This window comes from Cobetia sp. MC34 (genome assembly GCF_018340035.1).
Classification (GTDB): domain Bacteria; phylum Pseudomonadota; class Gammaproteobacteria; order Pseudomonadales; family Halomonadaceae; genus Cobetia; species Cobetia amphilecti.
Genome location: NZ_JADPPY010000013.1, coordinates 23617 through 44957 on the forward strand (window position 1 = coordinate 23617; position 21341 = coordinate 44957).

General features: G+C 63.7%; 18 protein-coding genes. 13 read left to right on the forward strand and 5 right to left on the reverse strand.

Going from position 1 to position 21341, the window contains the following annotated elements; genetic code table 11:
• Positions 1-97: 97 nt before the first annotated feature.
• Positions 98-682, forward strand: coding sequence for a YqaA family protein (locus tag IZU87_RS09025; RefSeq protein WP_131431669.1), 585 nt, complete (start codon positions 98-100; stop codon positions 680-682).
• A gap of 4 nt (positions 683-686) precedes the next feature.
• Here the strand turns inward: IZU87_RS09025 and dsdA are convergent, their stop codons facing one another.
• The 4 genes from dsdA to IZU87_RS09045 form a co-directional block, all read right to left on the reverse strand.
• On the reverse strand, positions 687-2114 hold the full coding sequence (gene dsdA, locus IZU87_RS09030) for a D-serine ammonia-lyase (protein WP_213114301.1): 1428 nt from the start codon (positions 2112-2114) through the stop codon (positions 687-689).
• A gap of 614 nt (positions 2115-2728) precedes the next feature.
• A complete protein-coding gene (locus IZU87_RS09035; RefSeq protein ID WP_043334523.1) occupies positions 2729-3148 on the reverse strand; it encodes a CBS domain-containing protein in 420 nt (139 codons plus the stop codon).
• Between the two features lie 157 nt (positions 3149-3305).
• Entirely contained in the window at positions 3306-4790 is a 1485-nt protein-coding gene (locus IZU87_RS09040; RefSeq protein WP_192837919.1) for a dihydrolipoyl dehydrogenase, read from the reverse strand.
• 113 nt (positions 4791-4903) lie between these two features.
• Complete coding sequence (locus IZU87_RS09045; protein ID WP_213114302.1) at positions 4904-5653, reverse strand: glutathione peroxidase; 750 nt, start codon at positions 5651-5653, stop codon at positions 4904-4906.
• Between the two features lie 375 nt (positions 5654-6028).
• Here IZU87_RS09045 and IZU87_RS09050 point away from each other — a divergent pair, with 375 nt between their 5' ends.
• The 6 genes from IZU87_RS09050 (at position 6029) to IZU87_RS09075 (ending at position 11727) form a co-directional block, all read left to right on the forward strand.
• Positions 6029-6307 carry a hypothetical protein gene (locus IZU87_RS09050; RefSeq protein WP_213114303.1) on the forward strand — a complete coding sequence of 93 codons (279 nt, stop codon included), beginning with the start codon at positions 6029-6031 and terminating at the stop codon, positions 6305-6307.
• Positions 6308-6391: 84 nt separating this feature from the next.
• Positions 6392-6553 carry a YqaE/Pmp3 family membrane protein gene (locus IZU87_RS09055; protein WP_043334518.1) on the forward strand — a complete coding sequence of 54 codons (162 nt, stop codon included), beginning with the start codon at positions 6392-6394 and terminating at the stop codon, positions 6551-6553.
• A gap of 368 nt (positions 6554-6921) precedes the next feature.
• Positions 6922-8070 carry an ABC transporter ATP-binding protein gene (locus IZU87_RS09060; protein ID WP_213114304.1) on the forward strand — a complete coding sequence of 383 codons (1149 nt, stop codon included), beginning with the start codon at positions 6922-6924 and terminating at the stop codon, positions 8068-8070.
• 189 nt (positions 8071-8259) lie between these two features.
• A complete protein-coding gene (locus IZU87_RS09065; RefSeq protein ID WP_225347830.1) occupies positions 8260-9396 on the forward strand; it encodes an extracellular solute-binding protein in 1137 nt (378 codons plus the stop codon).
• A gap of 174 nt (positions 9397-9570) precedes the next feature.
• Positions 9571-10872 carry an ABC transporter permease gene (locus IZU87_RS09070; RefSeq protein ID WP_054556762.1) on the forward strand — a complete coding sequence of 434 codons (1302 nt, stop codon included), beginning with the start codon at positions 9571-9573 and terminating at the stop codon, positions 10870-10872.
• A 3-nt stretch (positions 10873-10875) separates the two neighbouring features.
• A complete protein-coding gene (locus IZU87_RS09075) occupies positions 10876-11727 on the forward strand; it encodes an ABC transporter permease (protein ID WP_213114305.1) in 852 nt (283 codons plus the stop codon).
• 199 nt (positions 11728-11926) lie between these two features.
• Here the strand turns inward: IZU87_RS09075 and IZU87_RS09080 are convergent, their stop codons facing one another.
• Complete coding sequence (locus IZU87_RS09080) at positions 11927-13789, reverse strand: sigma-54-dependent Fis family transcriptional regulator (protein WP_213114306.1); 1863 nt, start codon at positions 13787-13789, stop codon at positions 11927-11929.
• Positions 13790-14462: 673 nt separating this feature from the next.
• Between IZU87_RS09080 and IZU87_RS09085 the strand changes: the two genes are divergently transcribed.
• From IZU87_RS09085 to IZU87_RS09110, 6 genes are all read left to right on the forward strand, one after another.
• Positions 14463-15617 carry an ABC transporter ATP-binding protein gene (locus IZU87_RS09085; protein WP_213114307.1) on the forward strand — a complete coding sequence of 385 codons (1155 nt, stop codon included), beginning with the start codon at positions 14463-14465 and terminating at the stop codon, positions 15615-15617.
• Positions 15617-16831 carry an ABC transporter ATP-binding protein gene (locus IZU87_RS09090; protein WP_213114308.1) on the forward strand — a complete coding sequence of 405 codons (1215 nt, stop codon included), beginning with the start codon at positions 15617-15619 and terminating at the stop codon, positions 16829-16831. Before IZU87_RS09085 ends, IZU87_RS09090 begins: the two co-directional genes overlap by 1 nt.
• The gene (locus IZU87_RS09095) at positions 16831-17700 is read left to right on the forward strand and encodes a carbohydrate ABC transporter permease (RefSeq protein ID WP_043334509.1); all 870 of its coding nucleotides are present in this window, start codon (positions 16831-16833) and stop codon (positions 17698-17700) included. Before IZU87_RS09090 ends, IZU87_RS09095 begins: the two co-directional genes overlap by 1 nt.
• Positions 17701-17711: 11 nt before the next feature.
• Complete coding sequence (locus IZU87_RS09100) at positions 17712-18512, forward strand: carbohydrate ABC transporter permease (RefSeq protein WP_043334505.1); 801 nt, start codon at positions 17712-17714, stop codon at positions 18510-18512.
• Between the two features lie 73 nt (positions 18513-18585).
• A complete protein-coding gene (locus IZU87_RS09105; RefSeq protein WP_213114309.1) occupies positions 18586-18858 on the forward strand; it encodes a DUF2160 domain-containing protein in 273 nt (90 codons plus the stop codon).
• 156 nt (positions 18859-19014) lie between these two features.
• Positions 19015-21042 carry a DUF4955 domain-containing protein gene (locus IZU87_RS09110; RefSeq protein ID WP_213114310.1) on the forward strand — a complete coding sequence of 676 codons (2028 nt, stop codon included), beginning with the start codon at positions 19015-19017 and terminating at the stop codon, positions 21040-21042.
• Positions 21043-21341: the final 299 nt, after the last annotated feature.

A 21341-nucleotide genomic window follows, 5' to 3' on the forward strand; every position in this document is an offset into this window, starting at 1 on the left:
GGCTCAGGCGTGCGCGCTGGCGGACAAGCAGGCTGGCAAGCGGGGCGGACTCAGGGCAAAGTGGTCAGCTCATCGCCCAGGACAACGTGCTGCCTTCATGTGGAAACTCTCTTCCGCGAGTGATTGGCTTGACCGCCTCAATCACTCCCGCCACGCCATGCTGTGGCTGTTCATCGCCTCGATGCTGGAAACCCTGCTGATCCCGATTCCCATCGAGGTCGTTTTGATCCCGTGGATGCTGCGCCACCCCGAACGCCGCTGGCGCGTGGCCGCGGTGGCACTCGCCGGCAACCTGACCGCGGCATTGCTGGGCTTCTATCTGGGGGCCTACGCGCTGGCGACGTGGGGCGATGGGTTGATCGGCTTCTTCGGCGGGCAGCAGGCCTTCGAATCCTTCCAGCAGCGCTTCAGCGAGCAGGGCTTCCTTGCCATCATGCTGATCGGCATTGTGCCGATTCCCTTCCAGAGCGCCATGCTGGTCGCCGGTGCCAGCGGCTATCCGGTCGCGTTGTTCCTGCTGGCTGCGTTGGTCGGGCGCGGGGTGCGCTATTTCGGACTGGCGGCCCTGGTGGCACTGGTCGAGGATCAGGCGCTGGCGCTCTGGCAACGCTACTCGCGCCCGCTGGGAGTGATCGGACTGGCGCTGACCGGCGTGTGGCTGTGGCAGGCCTTCATCGCCTGATGGCTCACTCTTGCCGGTTTGCGCTGACCTGTGACAGCAACGCCTTGCCGCGCTGATAGTCGGCCTGCCAGATCGCCTCGGGTACCATGCTGCCGCCGGTGGCCCAGACGACATGGGTGGTATTGGCCTGCACCTCGCTGTCATCCAGCCCGTTGGCCGCCCGCCAGGCGTGCCACTCGGGGGCGTCATTGCGCAGCACGTGGTGGATACCGGGCACGCCGGCCAGCGCGGACGGCTCAAGCATGAGTCCTTCGCTGTCATATGCCAGCGCGAGCAGTTCGAGCAGATGCTCGTCACGCACGGTATGGATGCCGCTGAGCAAGGGCGCCATCACGCGCCCGACGAAGGCCGAGGCGCGACCCACCGCCAGGCCATCGGCGCAGGTGCGATTGTCCAGCCCGATATCCTCCACCGCGATGCCGTCATGTTCGCCGGTCAACATGCCCAGCAGCATGCAGGGGGAGTTGACCGGCTCGGCGAAGAAGCAGTGCACGGCGTCACCGAAGACCTGCTTGAGGCCGTAGGCCACGCCACCCGGTCCGCCGCCGACGCCACAGGGCAGATAGACGCAGAGCGGATGGCGGGCATCCACCGGGATGCCCTGCGCCGAGAGCTGCTCCGCGAGGCGGCTGGCCGCCGTGGCATAGCCCACGAACAGGTCCCGCGAGCTTTCATCATCGATAAAGTGGGCGTTGGGCTGCTGCGCTTCCTGGCGCCCCGCGGCGACGGCCTTGCCGTAATCTCCGCTGTGTTCCACGACCTCCGCGCCCCGGGCGCGCAGCAGGTCCTTCTTCCATTGCTTGGCATCTGCCGACATGTGGACGGTGACGCGAAAGCCGAGCCGCGCGCTCATGATGCCGATGCTGAGTCCCAGGTTGCCGGTGGAGCCCACCACGACCTGTTGGCCGGCCAGCAGGTCACGTATCTCATCACGCTGGAAGGCGCGGTAGTCGTCTTCCTGATGCAGCAGCCCTGCGTCAATGGCGAGACGCTCGGCATGCTTGAGCACCTCATGGATGCCGCCGCGCGCCTTGATCGAACCCGAGATGGGCAGGGCGTTGTCGCACTTGATCATCAGGCGGCCGGGCAGCGGGGATTCGGCTGCGCTGAGAGGAGAGGCGGTCGAGGCTATGCCGCTCAGCGCCTGCTGCAAGCCGGGCGCCGCCACCAGCGGCGATTCGATGCGCCCTGACGCGGCGGCGGTCTCGGGGAAGGCTTCGGCAATCCAGGGAGCGAAACGCATCAGGCGTGCGTTGGCGTCCTCGATGTCCTGGGCTCCCACGCCACTCGCCTGCAGCGCCGGTGAGGCGAGCGCCTGGGCAGTCGCGACGCGTTCAGGGTTGAGCCAGCCGATTTCGCGGCCGGCCATCAGGCTGGCGATTTCCGGGTGACGCAGCGTCAGGGCGTGGAGGTCATGGGGCGTGGCAGGCATGCGGTGTCCTTGTGGGGCTCGATCCAGCGATCAGGTCAGATCACAGGTTAGCGCGTCTTCCACTGGCAACGCACGTAGCCCAGCTTTCACATTCCGTAAAGGTCAGTGACAAAAAAGACCGAATTTTTTGGCAACCGTCGGGATAGAAATGCAAAAGGTGCAGTCATAGTAAGCAAGGACATGATGTTATCGCGATGTTATGTCTGGCTTTAACTGTTCTTTGGTCCGCCACGGTTTTCCTGGCGGATTTTTTTATGCCTGAAATACGCGGGCTTTGGCAGGTTTTCGCCTGGGGCGTTCGAATTTCCCCAGGCTTTCAGCGACTTTCACTATGACCAGAACTCTTGGTGGCAGGGCGCGGCACAGCGCTTTCCAGCGACTGTCGCCGCCTCGGGTTGCGGCGAGTAAATTGTTGGATGTCAGGCTGGCGGCAGAGATTGATTAGCCATTGGGTAATCTTCGAGGCGTTGGCCTGCTGGTGCAAGCATGCTGAAGGCGCTCTCGATGCACTCGGTTTCCTCAGACCTAACGTACAGAGCCCCCAGCGGCGATGACCGCTGGGGGCTCTGTACGTTAGGTCTGGCTCCAAGCAGTTTCTTGCTTGGTGAACTGTCTCAACAGCCGTTCTGCATCACCAGCAGCGCACTCAGGACATCGCGGCGGGTGACCATGCCGATCAGGCGGCCCTGTTCGACCACCGGATAGACCTTGGGACGCTGGCCATTCATGTGCTGCGCCAGGTCCGTGATGCTGTCATTCGGGCCGACGCTGAGGACTTCGTGACGCATCAGGTCGCCGACCTGAGCATGCTGGCCGCAGTGATAGGCACTGTCGAGCAGCTTGCCGAGGATGTCCTGTTCGGAGATGAAGCCGATCAGGCGGTCCAGGTCATCCACGACCGGCACGCCGGGCAGACGGTGGTGGGTCAGGCCCTGGGCGAGTTCAAGAATGCTGGTGCGTGCCTTCACGCGATAACAGTCGCGGGACATGATGTCGCGAAGGGTCGAGGGCACCTTGAGCTGGGTGGCTTTCATGGGCAGATCTCCTGCGTCACTGCTCTTCGACTCTCCGGTGAGGGAGCCGTGCGATGAATGCCGGCAGCCACTTTCGTGACTGCCGGCGACATTCAACATCTGTTCAGAGCATAGGGCATCACTGCGTGAGCTGCGCGTCCCGTTGCCTTGAGGGGGATCAGTCACCCGGACCGCATTCCATGCAACGCTCGACGATGGCCGGGCCCAGCTGCAGGTTGGCGTTGAGGTCACGCAGCGCGGTGCGCAGACCTTCCTCGATCACCGGGTGATAGAAGGGCATTTCCAGCATCTGCTCGATGGTCATGCGTTGCTGATGGGACCAGGCCAGCAGGTGGGCGAGGTGCTCGGCACGCGGGCCGAAGATCTCGGCGCCCAGCAGCAGGCCGGTGCCTTGCTCGCCATAGACACGCAGCATGCCCTTGTTCATGCGCATCACGCGGGAGCGACCCTGGCCGGTGAAGTCGACTTCGCCCACCGCGTAGCAGTCGCAGGCACCGTAGCGCTGTTCGATCTCGGCGGTCGAGAGGCCGATGGTGGCCATCTGCGGATCACTGAACACGACGGCGATGGTGCTCTTGCGCTGACCGGCACGCACGTCGGGGAAGCGACCGGCGTTGTCACCGGCGATACGGCCCTCATCGGAGGCTTCGTGCAGCAGCGGCAGGTCGTTGTTGGCGTCGCCGGCGATGAAGACATGGCTCGGCGTGTCGTCGCTCAGACGAGTCTGCAGGGTGTGACGATTGAAGATCGGCACGCCGCGCTCGTCCAGCTTCAGACCCAGCGCCTCGATATTGAGGCGATCGACGTTCGGGCGACGGCCGGTGGCCGCGAGCAGGTAGTCGAAACGCTCGGTAAGACGCGCTTCGCTACCACGCTCGATGAAGGTGATCTCGACACCGGCGCCGTTCTCGTCCTCGACGCGTTCGATCTTCTCGACCTTGGCGTCCGGGTCGAGATAGAACTCCTCGTTGAAGACGCGATCGGCATTGGCGCGCAGCTTCTCGTCACGCAGCGGGCCGATGGCACCGCCGACACCGAACATGCGGATGCGCACGCCGAGACGCGTGAGCGCCTGGCCCAGCTCCAGTCCGATGACGCCCGGGCCGAAGACGGCGACGGATTCCGGCAGGTCGTCCCAGTCGAAGACGCTGTCGTTGATGATCAGGCGGTCACCGGCATTCTCGAAGAAGCCCGGGTAGCTGGGGCGCGAGCCGGTGGCGATCACGACACGCTCGAAGGTGACGCGGGTCTCGTTGTCGCCGATGATCAGGCTGTTGGCAGTCTCGAAACGCGCATTGCCGCGCAGCTTGTCGTGGGAGGGAATGCCTTCCACGGACTCGACCACGAAACCGACGAAGCGGTCGCGCTCACGCTTGACGCGGTCCATCACGGCGCGGCCATCCACCTTGACCTCGCCTTCGATATTGATGCCGAACGGTGCGGTGTCACGGGCGTGATGCGCGGCTTCGGCCGCACTGATCAGCAGCTTGGACGGCATGCAGCCGACACGGGCACAGGTGGTGCCGTAGGGGCCACCTTCGATCATGACCACGGAATCGGTGTGTGCCTTGGCGGCGCGATAGGCACCCAGACCGGCACTGCCGGCACCGATGATGGCGACTTCAACCTGGCGTTCGTTCACGTCGTACTCCTCAAGGTGCGCCAGCGGCGCACCTGACAATGGGGTCTCAAGCGCGAGCGTGGCCCGCGCGTGATGAAAAGAGAAAGTTATCGGGGCCTGTCAGCGTGATGCGTTCAAGCGCTGGTCAGGCTGCCGAAGTAGCGGGCGACTTCATCGCTGCCGCCGACATGCTCGCCGTCGATCCAGACCTGCGGCACGGTGGCCTGACCGGTCATGGCGCGCAGGGAGCGTGAAGTCACGCCGCGGGTGCCGACTTCGATGACTTCGTAGCTGATGCGTGCTTCGTCGAGCATCTGTTTGGCACGTGCGCAGTACGGACAGCCCGGCTTGCTGAACAGGGTAGCGAAGCTGGGACGGCCGGCGTCCGGGTCCAGATAGTCGAGCATGGTATCGGCGTCGGAGACTTCAAAGGGGTCGCCCGGCTTCTGCGGCTCGATGAACTGCTTCTCGACCACGCCGTTGCGTACCAGCATGGAATAGCGCCAGCTGCGCTTGCCGAAACCGATGTCGCTCTTGTCGACCAGCATGCCCATGCCGGCGGCGAAGTCGCCGTTGCCATCGGCGATCAGGCTCAGGTTCTCGGCTTCCTGATGCTCGCCCCAGGATTCCATGACGAAGGCGTCATTGACGGACAGGCAGACGATCTCGTCGACGCCGACAGCATAGAAGCGATCGGCCAGCTCGTTGTAGCGCGGCAGGTGAGTGGAGGAACAGGTCGGGGTGAAGGCACCCGGCAGGGCGAAGACCACCACGTTGCGGCCCGAGAAGATTTCCTCGCTGGTGCGCTCGACCAGACGGCCGTCGCGACGGATCTTGAAGCTGACGTTCGGGACCTGCTGGCCTTCGTGTGATTCGAGTTGCATGAAATTGGCTCCGGTCTCGAAGAGACGTATCTAAAGGGGATGGCAGGCGACTGAGGCTCGATGACGCTGTCGAGTGCATGAGAAATCAGTGCCTTGCGAAACTGGAGCCAGTCTAGGGGCAAGCCTCTTGCGGGTGAATTTGATTGCATCAAGCGAGGCGATAGCTTTTCTTGATGATGATGCTGACAGCCAGTCGTGGGCTGGCTCATGGCCTTGTTCTCGGCAGGAACGTGCTGGCCGGCAAGCGGCTTTTTTGCCGGAAATAGTTATACAGACTTGATATTTGGCCCTGTCAGCCATAGGTAGTGGGTACGTCACAGCATCGTCAGGCGTCGAGTCTGGCAAGCGAGGCAATAGATGAACGCACGAGAGTACATGGCGAAGCACGGCCTGGACGGCGACAAGGACAAGGAGGAGGACAAGCCTCAGAGTCTGGAAGAACATGCCTGGGCACGTGCACGTGAGTCCGGCAGCCATCGGCCACGCACCGGGACGCCGCATGACTGGGAAGACTGGGAGCGCTACCACGAGCAGCTGGCCGCGGACTCCGAGAAGCTGTCCCAGAAGATCGATCGTCAGGCCCGCGCCGGCGGATCCGCCTCTGCGCACGATGATGACGTCGACAAGACCGACGCTGATCGAGACGGGCAGTGATCAAGAGGGACACTGATCAACACGAGTACCGAACATTCATGACCTCCGTGGAGTCACGGTTGTCACAATCGCAAGGAGCAACTCATGGATATCATTCGCATCATTCTGGCTATCATCCTGCCGCCGCTGGGCGTTCTCATGCAGGTGGGTGTCGCCAACAAGCATTTCTGGATCAACATCATCCTGACCTGCTTCGGTTTCCTGCCGGGGATCATCCACGCGGTGTGGGTCATTACCAAGTTCTGACCGCCGCTGAGCCCCAGAGGCTCTGATGTGGCTGCCCACCTCGGGCAACCCAGAGTTGAAAGACCCAAAGCCCCCGCTGCCTTGTGTGCAGCGGGGGCTTTTCAGTGGGCGCTCACCGGGGAAGTGCCATGTGGCGTCGGTGATTCAGCGGGGGTGCATGCCGAGGGCCCTTGGCGAATGGCAGGCGACGGTAGTTCAACATTTAGACTTTCGCATAGCCTGATTTCAACGCTTTTCAGCGAGCGCGGCGCTTGTCGCCTCTCGCTTGCCCCCGTAGGGTCAAATGGGACTGAGGGCAGCGATCAGGGTCGGTGAAGCCTGTTCGATCACATGCTCCACGATAACAACAACACGTATGGATACCACGCATGGTCACGACTGCTGAGCCCGACGCGCCGCAGGAGACCAGCTCCTGCTTCGCGATCTTCAATGATGTGCAAAAGAGCTATGACGGCGAAACGCTGGTGGTCAAGGGCTTCAATCTTGAAGTCCAGCGCGGCGAGTTCGTCACCCTGCTGGGGCCGTCCGGTTCCGGCAAGACCACCTGCCTGATGATGATGGCAGGCTTCGAAACGCCGACCCACGGCGACATCCTCCTCGACGGTACCCCCATCAATGACTTGCCACCGCACAAGCGCGGTATCGGCATGGTCTTCCAGAACTATGCGCTGTTTCCGCACATGAGCGTGGCCGAGAATCTGGCCTTCCCGCTGGAAGTGCGCGGCATGAGCAAGGAGGAAATCTCGACCAAGGTGGCCAACGCGCTGGACATGGTGCGACTCGGCGAATTCGGCGATCGCCGCCCGGGGCAGCTCTCCGGCGGGCAGCAACAGCGGGTCGCCCTGGCACGTGCGCTGGTCTTCGAGCCGGAGCTGGTGCTGATGGATGAGCCGCTGGGGGCGCTGGACAAGAATCTGCGCGAAGAGATGCAGTTCGAGATCAAGCGCATCCACCAGCGCCTCGGCGTCACCATGCTCTATGTGACCCACGATCAGACGGAGGCGCTGACCATGTCGGACCGCATCGCGGTCTTCAATGACGGCATCGTCCAGCAGCTGGCGACCCCCGAGGCGCTGTATGAAGCGCCGGAGAATGCCTTCGTCGCCTATTTCATCGGCGAGAACAATCGCCTCAACGGCCAGGTATCGCAGCTCGACGATCAGGGTGAGCATTGCACGGTGACCCTCGACAGCGGCGAGCAGGTACGGGCGCTCAAGGTGGCCGTCAATGAGGTCGGCGAGCGCACCCAGCTGTCACTGCGCCCGGAGCGGGTGCGCCTGCTGTCGGCGGAAGAGCCAGGCGCCGCGGGCACGCAAAGCCCTCCCGACAATGTCTTCTCCGCCGAGGTGCTCGAGGTGATCTATCTTGGAGATCATCTGCGCACGCGCGTGGCGGTGTGTGGCAGTGACGAATTCATCATCAAGACACCCAACGCCGAGGGCTATCCGCCCTTGCGGCCCGGGCAGACCTTGCAGGTGGGATGGGACGCCTGCGATTGCCGGGCGCTGGATGCCTGAGGCCAGCAAGGGTCAGAACAGGCCAGTTAAGGACAGACTAGAAAAGGACAGACGAGAAAGGACAGACGAGAAAGGACAGGCGAGAAAGGAACAGCAGCACGGGAGATGAAGCACGCTTCCTCAGCAGAGCAAGAGCAGATTTCGCGACAAGAGTGCAGCACAACAACAAGAAATCAGGGAGATTCATCCATGTCAGTCATCAATCAGTTCACCGCGTCATTCACTACCTCGCGCCCGGGCATGCCGCTGCGCAGCCTGCTGGCGGTTGCCGTGGCAGCGGCCGGCATGAGCGCCGGTGCGGCCCAGGCCGAGACGCTCAATATCGTCTCGTGGGGCGGCGCCTATACCGACAGCCAGAACAAGGCCTATCACGAGCCCTGGGAAGAGAAGAGCGGCGACACCGTCGTCAATATCGACAAGTCATCCAATGCGCTTTCCGGTCTGCGCGCACAGGTCCAGGCCGGCAACGTCACCTGGGACCTGGTCGACATGCTGCCCAGTGATGCCTTGATCGCCTGTTCGGAAGGCCTGATCGAGCCGCTGGACCCGGACACCCTGTTCGCGGCAGCGCCGGATGGCACGCCGGCCAGCGAGGACTTCATCGAGAATTCGCTCAGCGAGTGCTTCGTGCCGCAGATCGTCTACTCCAACATCGTGGCCTTCAATACCGAGATGTTCCCCGAGGACAAGCAGCCGGATTCCATCGATGACGTCTTCAATCTCGAGGAATTCCCCGGCAAGCGTGCGCTGCAGAAGAAGCCGATCAACAACATGGAGTGGGCGCTGGTGGCCGATGGCGTGGCTCCGGAAGATGTCTACGAGATGCTGGATTCCGAGGAAGGCATCGAACGCGCCTTCGCCAAGCTCGATACCATCAAGGACAGCGTGATCTGGTGGGAAGAGGGCGCACAGCCGCCGCAGCTGCTGGCGGACAAGGAAGTGGCCTTCGCCTCGGCCTACAACGGACGCATCTTCGATGCCGAGGTCAACGAGAAGCAGCCATTCTCCATCGTCTGGGATGCCCAGGTCTTCGAGCTGGATGGCTGGGTGGTGCCGACCGGCAAGCTCGACAAGGTCAAGGATTACCTGATGTTCGCCACCGATACCCAGCGTCTGGCGGATCAGGCCAAGTACATCTCCTACGGCCCGGCGCGTACCTCCTCCGCGGCACTGGTCTCGACCCATGCGGACACCGGCATCGACATGAAGCCGCACATGCCCACCTATGGCCCCAACTTCGAGACCGCCATTCCCAAGGATGACGAATTCTGGGCCGACAACCTCGATGAGCTGAGCCAGCGCTTCAACGCCTGGCTGGCACGCTGATCCCTGCACTGACCCGCTGGCCCCGGTGGCGCACACCCGCGCGCCGGGGCCTTTTTGATCATGCCTGATGGCCCGTCGGCCATGCTCGATTCCGCCAGGTTGGCTTCCGTCACTGTCACGCGGAAGCCGGCTGGCGGCCCAGGCATCCTCGGATAGCCGATCAAGGAGTGCAGGATGAGCGATTCCTCCGCCCCGGCCACGTCCGGAAGCGCAGCACATGACCCCAATGGTGCCCCCGGCGCGGCGCTGACCACCGCCGATGGCGTACCGCTGAAACAGAGCCTCAATCGCGCCATCCGCCGCAGCCGCATCAAGGCGTTGCTGCTGGTGGCGCCATTGCTGGTCTTCATCGGGCTGGCATTCGTCATGCCCATCTTCGACATGCTGTCACGCAGTGTCGACAACCCGGAAGTCTCCACCTATCTGCCACGCACCAGCGAGGTGCTGGTCGACTGGGACGGCGAAGGGCTGCCGGAAGAGGCCGCCTACGCCGCCCTGGCGCAGGATCTGGCCGCGGGACTCAAGGCGCGCAATCTCGGCCGCGTCGCCTCGCGTCTCAACTACGAAAAGTCCGGCATGCGGTCGCTGTTCATGAAGAGCGCCCGCCGTGCCGGTCGCATGGAGGCCCCTTACAAGGCTGCGCTGATCAAGGCCGATGAGGACTGGGAGGACCCGGATATCTGGCGTCTGATCAAGCGTGAATCGTCGCCTCTCACCGCTTCCTACTATCTGGCGGCGGTGGATCGCCAGTTCTCACCGACAGGCGAGATCGTCGAGAAACCGGAGTATCTGCAGATCCACGTCTCGCTGTTCATCCGCACCTTCTGGATGAGCGCGGCGATCACCGGGCTATGTCTGTTGCTGGCCTATCCGGTGGCCTGGCTGCTGGCGACCCTGCCGGCCAGTCGCGGCAATCTGCTGATGATTCTGGTGCTGCTGCCGTTTTGGACCTCGCTGCTGGTGCGAACCACCACCTGGATCGCGATCCTGCAGCAGCAGGGGGTGCTCAATGACATGCTGGTGGGCGTCGGGATACTCGCCGAGGAGGCGCGTATCCAGATGATCTACAACAAGACCGGCACCATCATCGCGATGACTCACATCCTGCTGCCGTTCATGATCCTGCCGCTGTACTCGGTGATGAAGACCATCCCGCCCAGCTACATGCATGCGGCGCGCTCGCTGGGTGCCGGGCCGATCACCGCCTTCCGGCGCGTCTACTTCCCGCAGACCCTGCCGGGCATCGGGGCGGGCTCGATTCTGGTCTTCATCCTCTCCATCGGCTACTACATCACGCCGGCACTGGTGGGCGGGCAGTCGGGCCGCTTCATCACCAACTTCATCGCCTATCACATGCAGACCTCGCTCAACTGGGGGCTGGCAGCGGCCATTGGCTCGATTCTGCTGGTCGTGGTGATCCTCTTCTATCTCGTCTACAACCGTCTGATCGGTGTGGACAAGGTCAAACTGGGGTGACAGATGGCCATACCTTCCTATGCAACTTGTGGTGAGCGGATCTGGCATTGGGTGTTCTGCGTGCTGTGCGCGCTGATCTTCCTGTTCCTGATCGGGCCGATCCTGGTGATCATTCCGCTCTCGTTCAATGCCGAACCCTACTTCACCTTCTCGGAGAAGATGCTGTCGCTGGACCCGGAGGGTTACTCGCTGCGCTGGTATCAGGAGTTCTTCACCTCGGATGAGTGGATGCGCTCGATCAAGAACAGCATCATCGTGGCGGTGTGCGCGACGGTGCTGGCCACGGTACTGGGCACGCTTGCCGCACTGGGGCTTTCCAGCCGCTTCATGCCGTTTCGCAATACCATCATGGCGATCCTGATCTCGCCGATGATCGTGCCGCTGATCATCAGCGCCGCGGCGATGTTCTTCTTCTTCTCGAAACTGGGGCTGACCCAGACCTATCTGGGCGTGATTCTGGCGCACACGGCGCTGGGCATTCCCTTCGTGGTGATCACGGTGACGGCGACGCTGTCCGGCTTCGATCACTCGCTGACACGTGCGGCACATTCGCTGGGGGCCAGTCCGAGCCGCACCTTCTTCCGCATCATCCTGCCGCTGGTGACGCCGGGGGTGGTGTCCGGTGCGTTGTTCGCCTTCATCACCTCGTTCGATGAAGTCGTGGTGGTGCTGTTCATCGCCGGACCGGCGCAGACCACCATCCCGATCCAGATGTGGTCCGGTATCCGCGAGGAGATCAGCCCGACGATTCTGGCGGTGGCCACGCTGCTGGTACTGGTCTCGATCCTGCTGCTGACGACACTGGAGCTGATTCGCCGCCGCAATGAACGACTGCGCGGCCTGACGCCGAGCTGACCACTGTCCTCGACCCTCTGCTCTTGAGTGCTGAGCGCTTGATGGCTGTGAGAAACAGGAGTCGCAAGAAACGCCCGCGCCCCCGCAGAGTCTGTCTGCGGGGGCGCGGGCGTTTCAGGGCCAGGGCTTGAAGACAGGGCTTGAAGACAGGGCTTGGAGACAGGGCTTGGAGATGGGGCTTGAGGAAAAGCCTGCTGCGTCAGGCCGCGCCGAGCCGCTTGTAGAGCGTGGTGCGGCTGATGCCCAGCTCCCGCGCGAGACGCGAGACGTTGCCGCCCAGCGCGTCCAGCGCACTCTGCAGCTCCTCGGCGCTGGAGAGATCATGCAGCGAGGGCAGGCCGCTCGGTTGCGGGGGCTGGTGGGCAATCTCGCCCTCTGCCGCGAGGCAGTCGCCCTGTGAGGCGAGACAGTCACCCGCCAGCATCACATGGCACGGCTCCAGGGCCGGCCCGTCGCACAGTGCCAGCGCCAGACGCAGCACGTTGTCCAGCTCGCGCACGTTGCCGGGCCAGTCATGCTGGGTGAGGCGATCGAGGAAGGCGGGCGTGATGTGCGGCAGCTCACGTTGCTGCTCCCGGCACAGCCGTGTCAGCAGGGCACGACTCAGGCCGGCGATGTCGTGACGCTCCCTCAGCGGCGGCAGGGCGATGGTGGCGCCACACAGGCGATAGTAGAGATCTGCCCGGAAGCGCCCCGCCTTGACCAGCTCGCTGAGGGGCTGATGGGTGGCGGCGACCAGTTCGAAATCGACCCGCTGCGGCTTGCCGCCGCCCAGCGGGGTGACTTCACGCTCCTGCAGCACGCGCAGTAGGCGCGCCTGTACATGCAGTGGCATGTCGCCGATCTCATCCAGGAACAGGCGCCCGCCATTGGCCTCGAGCAGGCGGCCTTCGCGCCCGGCGGGGTCGGCACCGGTAAAGGCTCCGCGCTGATAGCCGAACAGCTCGGCCTCGACCAGCTCATCAGGCAAGGCGGCGCAGTTGATGGCGACCAGCGGCTGATGGGCGCGATGACTGGCCTGATGCAGCGCCTTGACCACTTCCTCCTTGCCGACGCCGGTCTCGCCCTGCAGCAGTAGTGGCAGGCGGGCGTTCACCAGCCGCGCCAGCAGTTCGCAGACCCTGGCCCAGCCGGCATCACCATGATGCAGGCGCGCAAGGCTCGGGTGGCACGCAGTCTCTCGAGTGGCGGCTTCGGCCGGTGGCTGGCTTTCTGGGTGCTTGGCCGGCGCGCGGGCCACGACCCGTGGCCTGGGCGGGGCTGCACACAGGGTGTAGCCGGTGAAGCGAGGGTGCTGCGTGAGCGTCAGGCACTGCGCCTCGGCGAGTTGGGCCAGCGGTGCCCAGTCCAGCTGCCAGCGTGCCAGCGGCTGGCCCAGCAGCAGGTGGATGTCATCGCGAGTGGCGCAGCTGTCGCTGTCCGCTGCATGGGCTGCGCTGTCGGAGGCGGGCGTGAGTTCAAGGTGAGCCGCCAGCAGCTGCAGTCCCCGGCGACTGGCAGCCGCGACCTGACCTTGCGGTGTGATGGCCAGCAGGGCCGCGCTGGGCGAATCAAGCTGCGAGCGGTTGAGATGCAGGCGCAACAGGTGATGGTCGTGCCCATGCGCCTCGCCCAGGCGGCGTTGCTCGATGTCATCTGCCAGTACGCCGAGCATGCCGAGGCTGTACTGGCGCACACGGTAGGGGTCGCAGATCAGTCCCAGGCACCCCTCGCAGGCGCCGGGCGTCAGGCCGCGACTGGCACTCCAGCTGGCGGGGGCCAGCAGTGCGGCACTGGCGCTGGCCAGCCCCTTGAGGCATTCGGCGTCATGCGCTTCGAGGGCGATGCGTGCCAGGCGATTGGCGCGCGGCGCATTCAGGGTCTCGGCGATGGCGTTGTGACCCAGCGACTCCTCACGCCAGCGCGCGCCGGGGTGCAACAGGGCGGCGTCATTGCCCAGTAGCTGTTGATGGCCATAGCTTGCCAGCACCACGCCGTCGCGGTCGGTCAGCACCAGACACGCCTGCCAGTGATCGAGCAGGTTGAGGGTATGGCCGGCCACCGCTGACGCCACCGTCGCCATCAGGCTGGCGGCCTGACGCTGACGCCAGACGAGCTCCTCCGGCGGACACCTGAGGGTTGAGGGCGGCAGCGCCGAGGGAAGAGAAGAGGGAAGAGAAGAGGAGGGAGCAGGGGGAAGCGCCGCCGCAGGCGTTGTGGAGGCGGCGCCTGGATCGAGCGCCTGATCCTCCGCGTGGCGAGCTGAATGATTGGCCGAATGGTGGGCAGCGTGGCGCGCTGAGTGCTTGGCGGTGTGGGGTAGTGGCATGCGACGTCCCTTGTGCGGCGGGCCTTTCAGGCCTCTGTTGTTATGGGTGCTGTTATCGGTGCTGTTATCGGTGCTGTGATCGGTCTTGGGGGAGTGTTCACGGCAATGTTCACTTGTGCGTGGTGAGTGTTCAGTTCCGAGGACTCCAGTGTTCAGACACTGTTCATCAGAGTAGCGGCAGACGCGGCGGATGACGGGCTAGACCATGGTCTGCCCCTGCCTTGGTCGCATCTGGCAAGTAACTGAATGATCGACAGAAGAGCGGAATCCGGCACCCTTCGAGGGCTGAATGAGGGTGTCTGTGGGCAGGGGGCTGCGCGCGGCTGGCACAGGGCTCGCTTGAGGATAGTCACCAGGTGGGTGTGAACACTCGGCAGTGGTTGGCCGTGTCCTTGCCCCGATGACTTTCACCAGACGAGACAGCGCCATGTCCTTGAGCCTTGAGGCGGTCACCCGCCGGGTTGGCCGCGAGACCCATATCGACAGGGTGGACCTGACCTTCGAGCCCGGCTCCTTCAATGTGCTGCTGGGACGCACCCTGTCCGGCAAGACGTCGCTGATGCGCCTGATGGCGGGTCTCGATGTGCCCAGTGACGGGCGCATCGTGATGAACGGCGAGGACGTGACCGGTCGTCCGGTGCGCGAGCGCAACATCTCGATGGTCTATCAGCAGTTCATCAACTACCCGAGCCTGAGCGTCTACGACAACATCGCCTCGCCTTTGAAGCTGGCGCGCATGGCGCCCGAGGAAATCCGCCGCCGCGTGCACGAGATCGCCGAGATGCTGCATATCGAGCAGTTTCTTGCGCGTCAGCCGGCGGAGCTGTCCGGTGGCCAGCAGCAGCGCACGGCCATGGCACGGGCGCTGGTCAAGGACGCCGACCTGGTGCTGTTCGATGAGCCGCTGGTCAATCTCGACTACAAGCTGCGCGAAGAGCTGCGCCACGAGATGCGCAGCCTGTTCGCGACCCGCAACACCATCGCCGTCTACGCCACTACCGAGCCCGGCGAGGCGCTGGCACTCGGCGGCACCACCACCCTGATGCATGAAGGGCGGGTGCTGCAGTCCGGGCCTACCGAGGCCGTCTACCATCATCCGCTGAGTGTCGAGGCGGCGAAGCTCTACTCCGAGCCGCAGATCAACCTGTTCGAGACCGAGGTGCGCGGGCGTGAGCTGGCGTTCTCCGGCGCGGCCAGTGCCGGCGAGCAGGGCAGTCGTTTCGTGTTGCCCGCGCCACTGGCGGGAATCGAGAGCGGGGCCTATCGCTTCGGTATCCGCCCCAGCCATCTGGGGCTGGCACCACTGGCCGATGATGATCTGGAGTTCGCCGTCACGGTGGATATCGCCGAGATCTCCGGCTCCGAGACCTTCCTGCATGTCAGCAATGCCGATCACTCGCTGGTCCTGCATCTGGCCGGTATCCATGACTTCGCCGTGGATGATGCCATCCGCGTCTATGCCCCCGCCCACAAGCTGTTCGTCTATGCCGCCGATGGCGGTGACGGGGCGGAACAGCATGGCGATGGGGCACTGATCCGCTCGCCCGAGCGACCCACCACGACTGGCGGAGGGCTGGCCTGATGGCGGAAATACACCTCAATGATCTGGCGCACAGCTACCTGGCGGCGCCCACCGCCGACAGTGATTACGCCATCCGGCGCATGAATCATGTCTGGCAGCAGGGCGGCGCCTATGCACTGCTCGGCCCGTCGGGGTGTGGCAAGAGCACGCTGCTCAACATCATCTCCGGGTTGCTGGCCCCCTCCGAGGGCGAGGTGCGCTTCGATGATCGCGTGGTCAATCGGCTGCCGCCGGAAGAGCGCAACATTGCCCAGGTGTTCCAGTTCCCGGTGGTCTACGACACCATGACGGTCTTCGACAATCTGGCCTTCCCGCTGCGCAATCAGCGCCAGCCGGAGCACAAGGTGCAGTCCCGGGTGCGTGAGATCGCCCAGGTGCTGGAGCTGGAAGACCTGCTGACGCGGCGTGCCAGCAACCTGACGGCCGACGAGAAGCAGAAGGTCTCGATGGGCCGTGGCCTGGTGCGCGATGACGTGGCCGCCATCCTGTTCGATGAACCGCTGACGGTCATCGACCCCCACCTCAAGTGGAAGCTGCGCCGCAAGCTCAAGCAGATCCATGAGCAGTTCAACATCACCATGGTCTACGTCACCCATGATCAGCTGGAGGCCTCGACCTTCGCCGACAAGATCGCGGTGATGTATGAAGGCCGCATCGTGCAGTTCGGCACCCCGCGCGAGCTGTTCGAGGACCCCGCGCACACCTTCGTGGGCTACTTCATCGGCTCACCGGGCATGAATCTGGCCAGCATCACGCTGGAATCGCAGGGCGTGCGGCTCGGCACGGGGGAGGATGCGCCCTTGCTGCATCTCCCACGGGCGCTGCTGGCGACACTGGCGGAGCGCAAGGGCGAGTTGAAGCTGGGCATCCGGCCGGAATTCGTCGAGCTCGAGGCCAGCGACAGCTCACCAGCGGCGGCGGTTCCCGACACCTGCGAGCATTGGCTGAGTGGTCAGGTCACGCTGGTGCAGGACCTGGGGACCTACAAGGTGGTGGATCTCGACATCGGTGGCGGCTGCCTGTTCAAGGCGCGTATCGAGGAAGATGCGCCGCTGCCGACAGGCCGCGTGCGCCTGCGTCTGCCCGCCCGCTGGCAGCGCTTCTATCTCGATGAACACCTGCTGGATCTGTCGCAGGCCGGCGCGCATGACAGTGGTGAGGCGGACAGCTTTGCCAGAGAGGAAGATGACGAGCGGCCGGGAGGAAACGCCTGATGCAACGCACACACAACAATCGCGCCTGGTGGCTGGTGCTGCCGGTAGTCATCGTGGTGGCATTCTCGGCCATCATCCCGATGATGACGGTGGTCAACTACTCGGTGCAGGACATCTTCGACCCCTCCACGCGCTTCTTCGTCGGCACCGAGTGGTATCGCGAGATCCTGCGTGACGAGCGCCTGCACGATTCGCTGATCCGTCAGTTCGTCTATTCATTCGCGGTGCTGGCCATCGAGATTCCTCTGGGGATCGCCGTGGCGCTCTCGATGCCGCGCAAGGGCTTCATGGTCTCGCTGTGCATGATTCTGCTGGCCTTGCCGCTGCTGATCCCCTGGAATGTGGTCGGCACCATCTGGCAGATCATCGGTCGTGAGGACATCGGTCTCTACGGCTGGGCGCTGGGCCAGCTGGGCATCGACTACAACTACGCCTCCAATCCGGCTGACGCCTGGGTGACGGTGCTGGTGATGGATGTCTGGCACTGGACGTCGCTGGTGGCGTTGCTGTGCTATTCGGGGCTACGTGCCATTCCCGATGTCTATTACCAGGCCGCGCGTATCGACCGTGCCTCGCCCTGGGCCGTGTTCCGCTACATCCAGCTGCCCAAGCTCAAGAGCGTGCTGTTGATCGGCATCATGTTGCGCTTCATGGACAGCTTCATGATCTACACCGAGCCCTTCGTGCTCACCGGTGGCGGGCCGGGTACCACCACCACCTTCCTGTCCCAGACCTTGACCCAGATGGCGATCGGCCAGTTCGATCTCGGACGTGCCGCAGCCTTCTCGCTGATCTACTTCCTCATCATCCTGCTGGTCTCGTGGCTGTTCTATACCGCCATGACCCATCAGGACAGTGACGACGCCTGAGGAGACGAGTGATGACCACACGCAAGCGTCTGGTAATGACGATCTATCTGCTGTTCCTGCTGGTGCCGATCTACTGGCTGCTGATCATGTCCTTCAAGTCGAATCAGGAGATTCTCGGCGGCCTGACCCTGTGGCCCGAGAACTTCACCTTCGACAACTATCGGGTGATCTTCACCGACCCCAGCTGGTACATGGGCTACCTCAACTCGATGAGCTACGTGGTGCTCAATATGCTCATCTCGTTGGCGGTGGCGCTGCCGGCGGCCTATGCCTTCTCGCGCTATCGCTTCCTGGGCGACAAGCATCTGTTCTTCTGGCTGCTGACCAATCGCATGGCGCCGCCGGCGGTCTTCCTGCTGCCGTTCTTCCAGCTCTATTCCTCGGTGGGGCTTTTTGATACTCCGCTGGCGGTGGCACTCGCGCACTGTCTGTTCAACGTGCCGCTGGCGGTCTGGATTCTGGAGGGCTTCATGTCCGGCGTGCCCAAGGAGATCGATGAGACGGCCTATATCGACGGCTACAGCTTCCCGCGCTTCTTCCTGACGCTGTTCATTCCGATGATTCGCCCGGGCATCGGGGTGACCGCCTTCTTCTGCTTCATGTTCTCGTGGGTGGAGCTGTTGCTGGCGCGAACTCTGACCTCGACGGAGGCGAAACCGATAGCGGCGGTGATGACGCGAACGGTCTCGGCCTCGGGCATCGACTGGGGCGTACTGGCCGCCGCCGGTGCCCTGACGCTGATTCCCGGCATTCTGGTGATCTACTTCGTGCGCAACCATGTCGCCAAGGGCTTCGCCCTGGGCCGGGTGTGATCGGCACCAGGCCGAGCGCCGCTGTCATTGCCGTCAGCAAGTCTCTGCTGGCGGCCCACAAGAGGACATGATGATGGAATGGATGGCCTGGACACTGCCCACGTCACTCTTCTTTGCCGGTATCGGCACCCTGCTGCTGGGCATGACCGCCTGGCAGTTCGTGACCCCGACGTTGAGTCGTCAGGGATTTCTGCCCATCGCGACCACGCGGGGCGACAGACTGTTCATCGGGCTGCTCTCCAGCGGCTGGCTGCATCTGCTGTGGTTGGGCTTTACCGATCAGGTGCTGTGGATGATCAGCACCGTGTGTGTCGTCTGGATGCTGGTGTTGATGAAGTGGGGATGAAGTAGGGATGACATGCGGGGAGTTGTGGAGAGGAGAGAGCGCTGACGACAGGCAGCGTCGCCCGCTGGCAACACGGAACCGGACAGCCTGAGGGGAGTCCCAAGCGGTTCTGGCTGGCATCCGCCAGTGTCATTCGCCGCTCTGGAATCTCGTTGCATGTCGTCATCTCGCTCACCGCATCGCTCGTCTACAGATAGTGCTTCAAAGGGCGCTTCACATGGCGACTCTCCCTCGCCGGGCCGCAAGAACCGCCGTCGTCTCTGGGCGGGCGTGATAGGGCTGAGCATTGCCTGCGTTGTCGCCCTCGGTTGGTGGGCCGGTACACCGCTCGACAACCCGGACGCCACGACGCCTGATCAGCAGGTCGGGGATGGCGAGGCGGGGCAATCAACATTGTGGCAGCAGTATCAGCGCGTGTGGCAGGCCAATCAGACTCGCCCACCCGAGGTGCGCAAGCCACTGCCACTGCCAGACGTTTCCCGCGCCGGCTACCACCAGGGCGAGGCACTGCCGGCGCTTGAGCTCGAGTCGCGTGATGCGGGTGAAGCGTCAGATAAGGGCTCGGCAGCAAAGGGCACGGCAGGTGAGAGCGAAAAGGGCGCGCTGCGCCGGTTCGATGTCACGGCCTACGGCGCGGATGGCAGTGACACCCTGAGTGATCGCCGCGCGATCCTCAAGGCGCATGCCGCCATGCGTGATTGGCAGCGCCAGGGCAGTGATGACGCTGACCGCCCGGCGCGGCGCGGCGTGCTGTATTTCCCGGCGGGGGATTACGTGGTGTATGGGGCGGCCGAGCGCGACTGGTTTTACTCCCGCCTGGTGGCACTGAAAGCCGCGGTGGCGGACGCAGAACACCAGCAGGCGCTGCGCGAGGCATTGCTCAAGATGCAGGGGTTGAGTCTGGCAGGCAGTCATTGGACCTTGATGGGCGCGGGCAGTGATGTCACGCACCTCAAGCAGACCCGGCCGATGCTGCCGTTGCACGCCAGCTGGTACTGGAGCACTCCCTGGCTGCTGCATCTGGGCAATCTGGCCGAGGGGGGCAAGCAGGAAGAATGGCAAGCCGTCACGCCGACGAGCCACCGGCAGCCGGCGGATACGCAGGACACGATCACGCTGGCGGATGGGGCCGATGGCGCAGCGCTCTCGCCAGGCGATGAGGTGCTGCTGGAGAGCATCGACAAGCGGCCTGAGGCAGTGGCGCGTGCCCTGGCGCCCTATCAGATGGAAAAGGACGCCAGCACCGGCGAGTCACGCTGGTTGATCGAGCGTGACGGAGTGATCAAGCGGGCGCGCTATCGCGTGGTGGCACGTGACGGCAAGCGTCTCACGCTCTCGTTGCCGGTGGTGCATGAGCGCTTTCCCGGTGAGCAGTGGCGCATCGCACGCCTGCACCCGGCGCGGGAAGTCGGGGTGCAGGGCATCACGCTCAAGGGCAACTGGCGGGGGCACTTCAAGCATCACCGCAGCGCCGAGGATGACAGCGGCTTCGGCCTTCTGGACCTGGATGGCATCACGGATGGCTGGGTACGTGACGTACGGCTCGACAGTTTCAATCAGGGGGTGAAGGTGCGCCACAGCTCACAGCTGACACTCGAAGACGTGACGATGACCGGCAAGCCCGGGCATATCGCGATGACGATCAGTGACAGCAATCAGGTACTGGCCCGCCAGGTAGTCGACCAAAGTCATGCCTGGCATGCGCCCGGGGTGGCCCGCTACGCGACCCATAACGTCTACCTTGAACTGGAGCACGCCGGTGACAGTGGTATCGAGCTGCATGGTCAGCAATCGCGCGACAACGTGTTCGATCGCAAGCGTGGCGGTCATGTGCGCGACCGCTGGGGCGCCAGTGTCGGCCATCAGCCCAATCATCTGCGCGGGCTGGTGCTGTGGAATCCGGTCAATACCGGCAAGCCGCATGCTGCCTGGCCTTTCATGCGCGCCGATTCTCACTTCGGCAAGGTGATCATGCCGACGGTCGTCGGGGCGACCGGGCATGCGCTGGGCATCGCCAATCGCCATGACTATGCCCGGGTGATGAATGCCAAGGGCGTGACCGAGTATGACTCCTTGCCGCCGATGGATGCCTTGCAGGCACGCGTCGAGTCACCGGGCGAGGCCGTGAAGCCTGCCTCGCTCTATAGCGCCCAACGCGAGCTGCTGCAGGAAACGCGAGAGTGACAGCAAGCCGCTGAGTATCAGTGCATCAGTGCATCAGGGCATCAGCGCAGCAGAGCAATCAGGGCAGCAAGGACAACAGGGCAGCAAGGACAACAGAGCAGCAGCCAACGACAGCCGATCGCAACGGCAGGAGGACGAGCAGCACCGACAGCAAACAAGGCGGCGAATCGCGCCGCGCGACACGTGATTGACGGAAGTGGTTGTTGGAAGACGCGACACAACAATAACGCCAATGAAGGGACATCCCATGAGTCAGCACATCATTCGACCCGCACGCCTGCGTTACGCCATCGCCTTCG

Bases quoted from the DNA above. Each gene is read 5' to 3' on its own strand.
- IZU87_RS09050 (WP_213114303.1), top strand. From the start codon at position 6,029: ATGGCGAAGCACGGCCTGGACGGCGACAAGGACAAGGAGGAGGACAAG.
- IZU87_RS09065 (WP_225347830.1), top strand. From the start codon at position 8,260: ATGTCAGTCATCAATCAGTTCACCGCGTCATTCACTACCTCGCGCCCG.
- IZU87_RS09070 (WP_054556762.1), top strand. From the start codon at position 9,571: ATGAGCGATTCCTCCGCCCCGGCCACGTCCGGAAGCGCAGCACATGAC.
- IZU87_RS09075 (WP_213114305.1), top strand. From the start codon at position 10,876: ATGGCCATACCTTCCTATGCAACTTGTGGTGAGCGGATCTGGCATTGG.
- IZU87_RS09045 (WP_213114302.1), bottom strand. From the start codon at position 5,653: ATGCAACTCGAATCACACGAAGGCCAGCAGGTCCCGAACGTCAGCTTC.
- IZU87_RS09110 (WP_213114310.1), top strand. From the start codon at position 19,015: ATGTCGTCATCTCGCTCACCGCATCGCTCGTCTACAGATAGTGCTTCA.
- IZU87_RS09105 (WP_213114309.1), top strand. From the start codon at position 18,586: ATGGAATGGATGGCCTGGACACTGCCCACGTCACTCTTCTTTGCCGGT.
- dsdA (WP_213114301.1), bottom strand. From the start codon at position 2,114: ATGCCTGCCACGCCCCATGACCTCCACGCCCTGACGCTGCGTCACCCG.
- IZU87_RS09025 (WP_131431669.1), top strand. From the start codon at position 98: ATGTGGAAACTCTCTTCCGCGAGTGATTGGCTTGACCGCCTCAATCAC.
- IZU87_RS09090 (WP_213114308.1), top strand. From the start codon at position 15,617: ATGGCGGAAATACACCTCAATGATCTGGCGCACAGCTACCTGGCGGCG.
- IZU87_RS09060 (WP_213114304.1), top strand. From the start codon at position 6,922: ATGGTCACGACTGCTGAGCCCGACGCGCCGCAGGAGACCAGCTCCTGC.
- IZU87_RS09055 (WP_043334518.1), top strand. From the start codon at position 6,392: ATGGATATCATTCGCATCATTCTGGCTATCATCCTGCCGCCGCTGGGC.
- IZU87_RS09035 (WP_043334523.1), bottom strand. From the start codon at position 3,148: ATGAAAGCCACCCAGCTCAAGGTGCCCTCGACCCTTCGCGACATCATG.
- IZU87_RS09095 (WP_043334509.1), top strand. From the start codon at position 16,831: ATGCAACGCACACACAACAATCGCGCCTGGTGGCTGGTGCTGCCGGTA.
- IZU87_RS09100 (WP_043334505.1), top strand. From the start codon at position 17,712: ATGACCACACGCAAGCGTCTGGTAATGACGATCTATCTGCTGTTCCTG.
- IZU87_RS09080 (WP_213114306.1), bottom strand. From the start codon at position 13,789: ATGGCGACGGTGGCGTCAGCGGTGGCCGGCCATACCCTCAACCTGCTC.
- IZU87_RS09085 (WP_213114307.1), top strand. From the start codon at position 14,463: ATGTCCTTGAGCCTTGAGGCGGTCACCCGCCGGGTTGGCCGCGAGACC.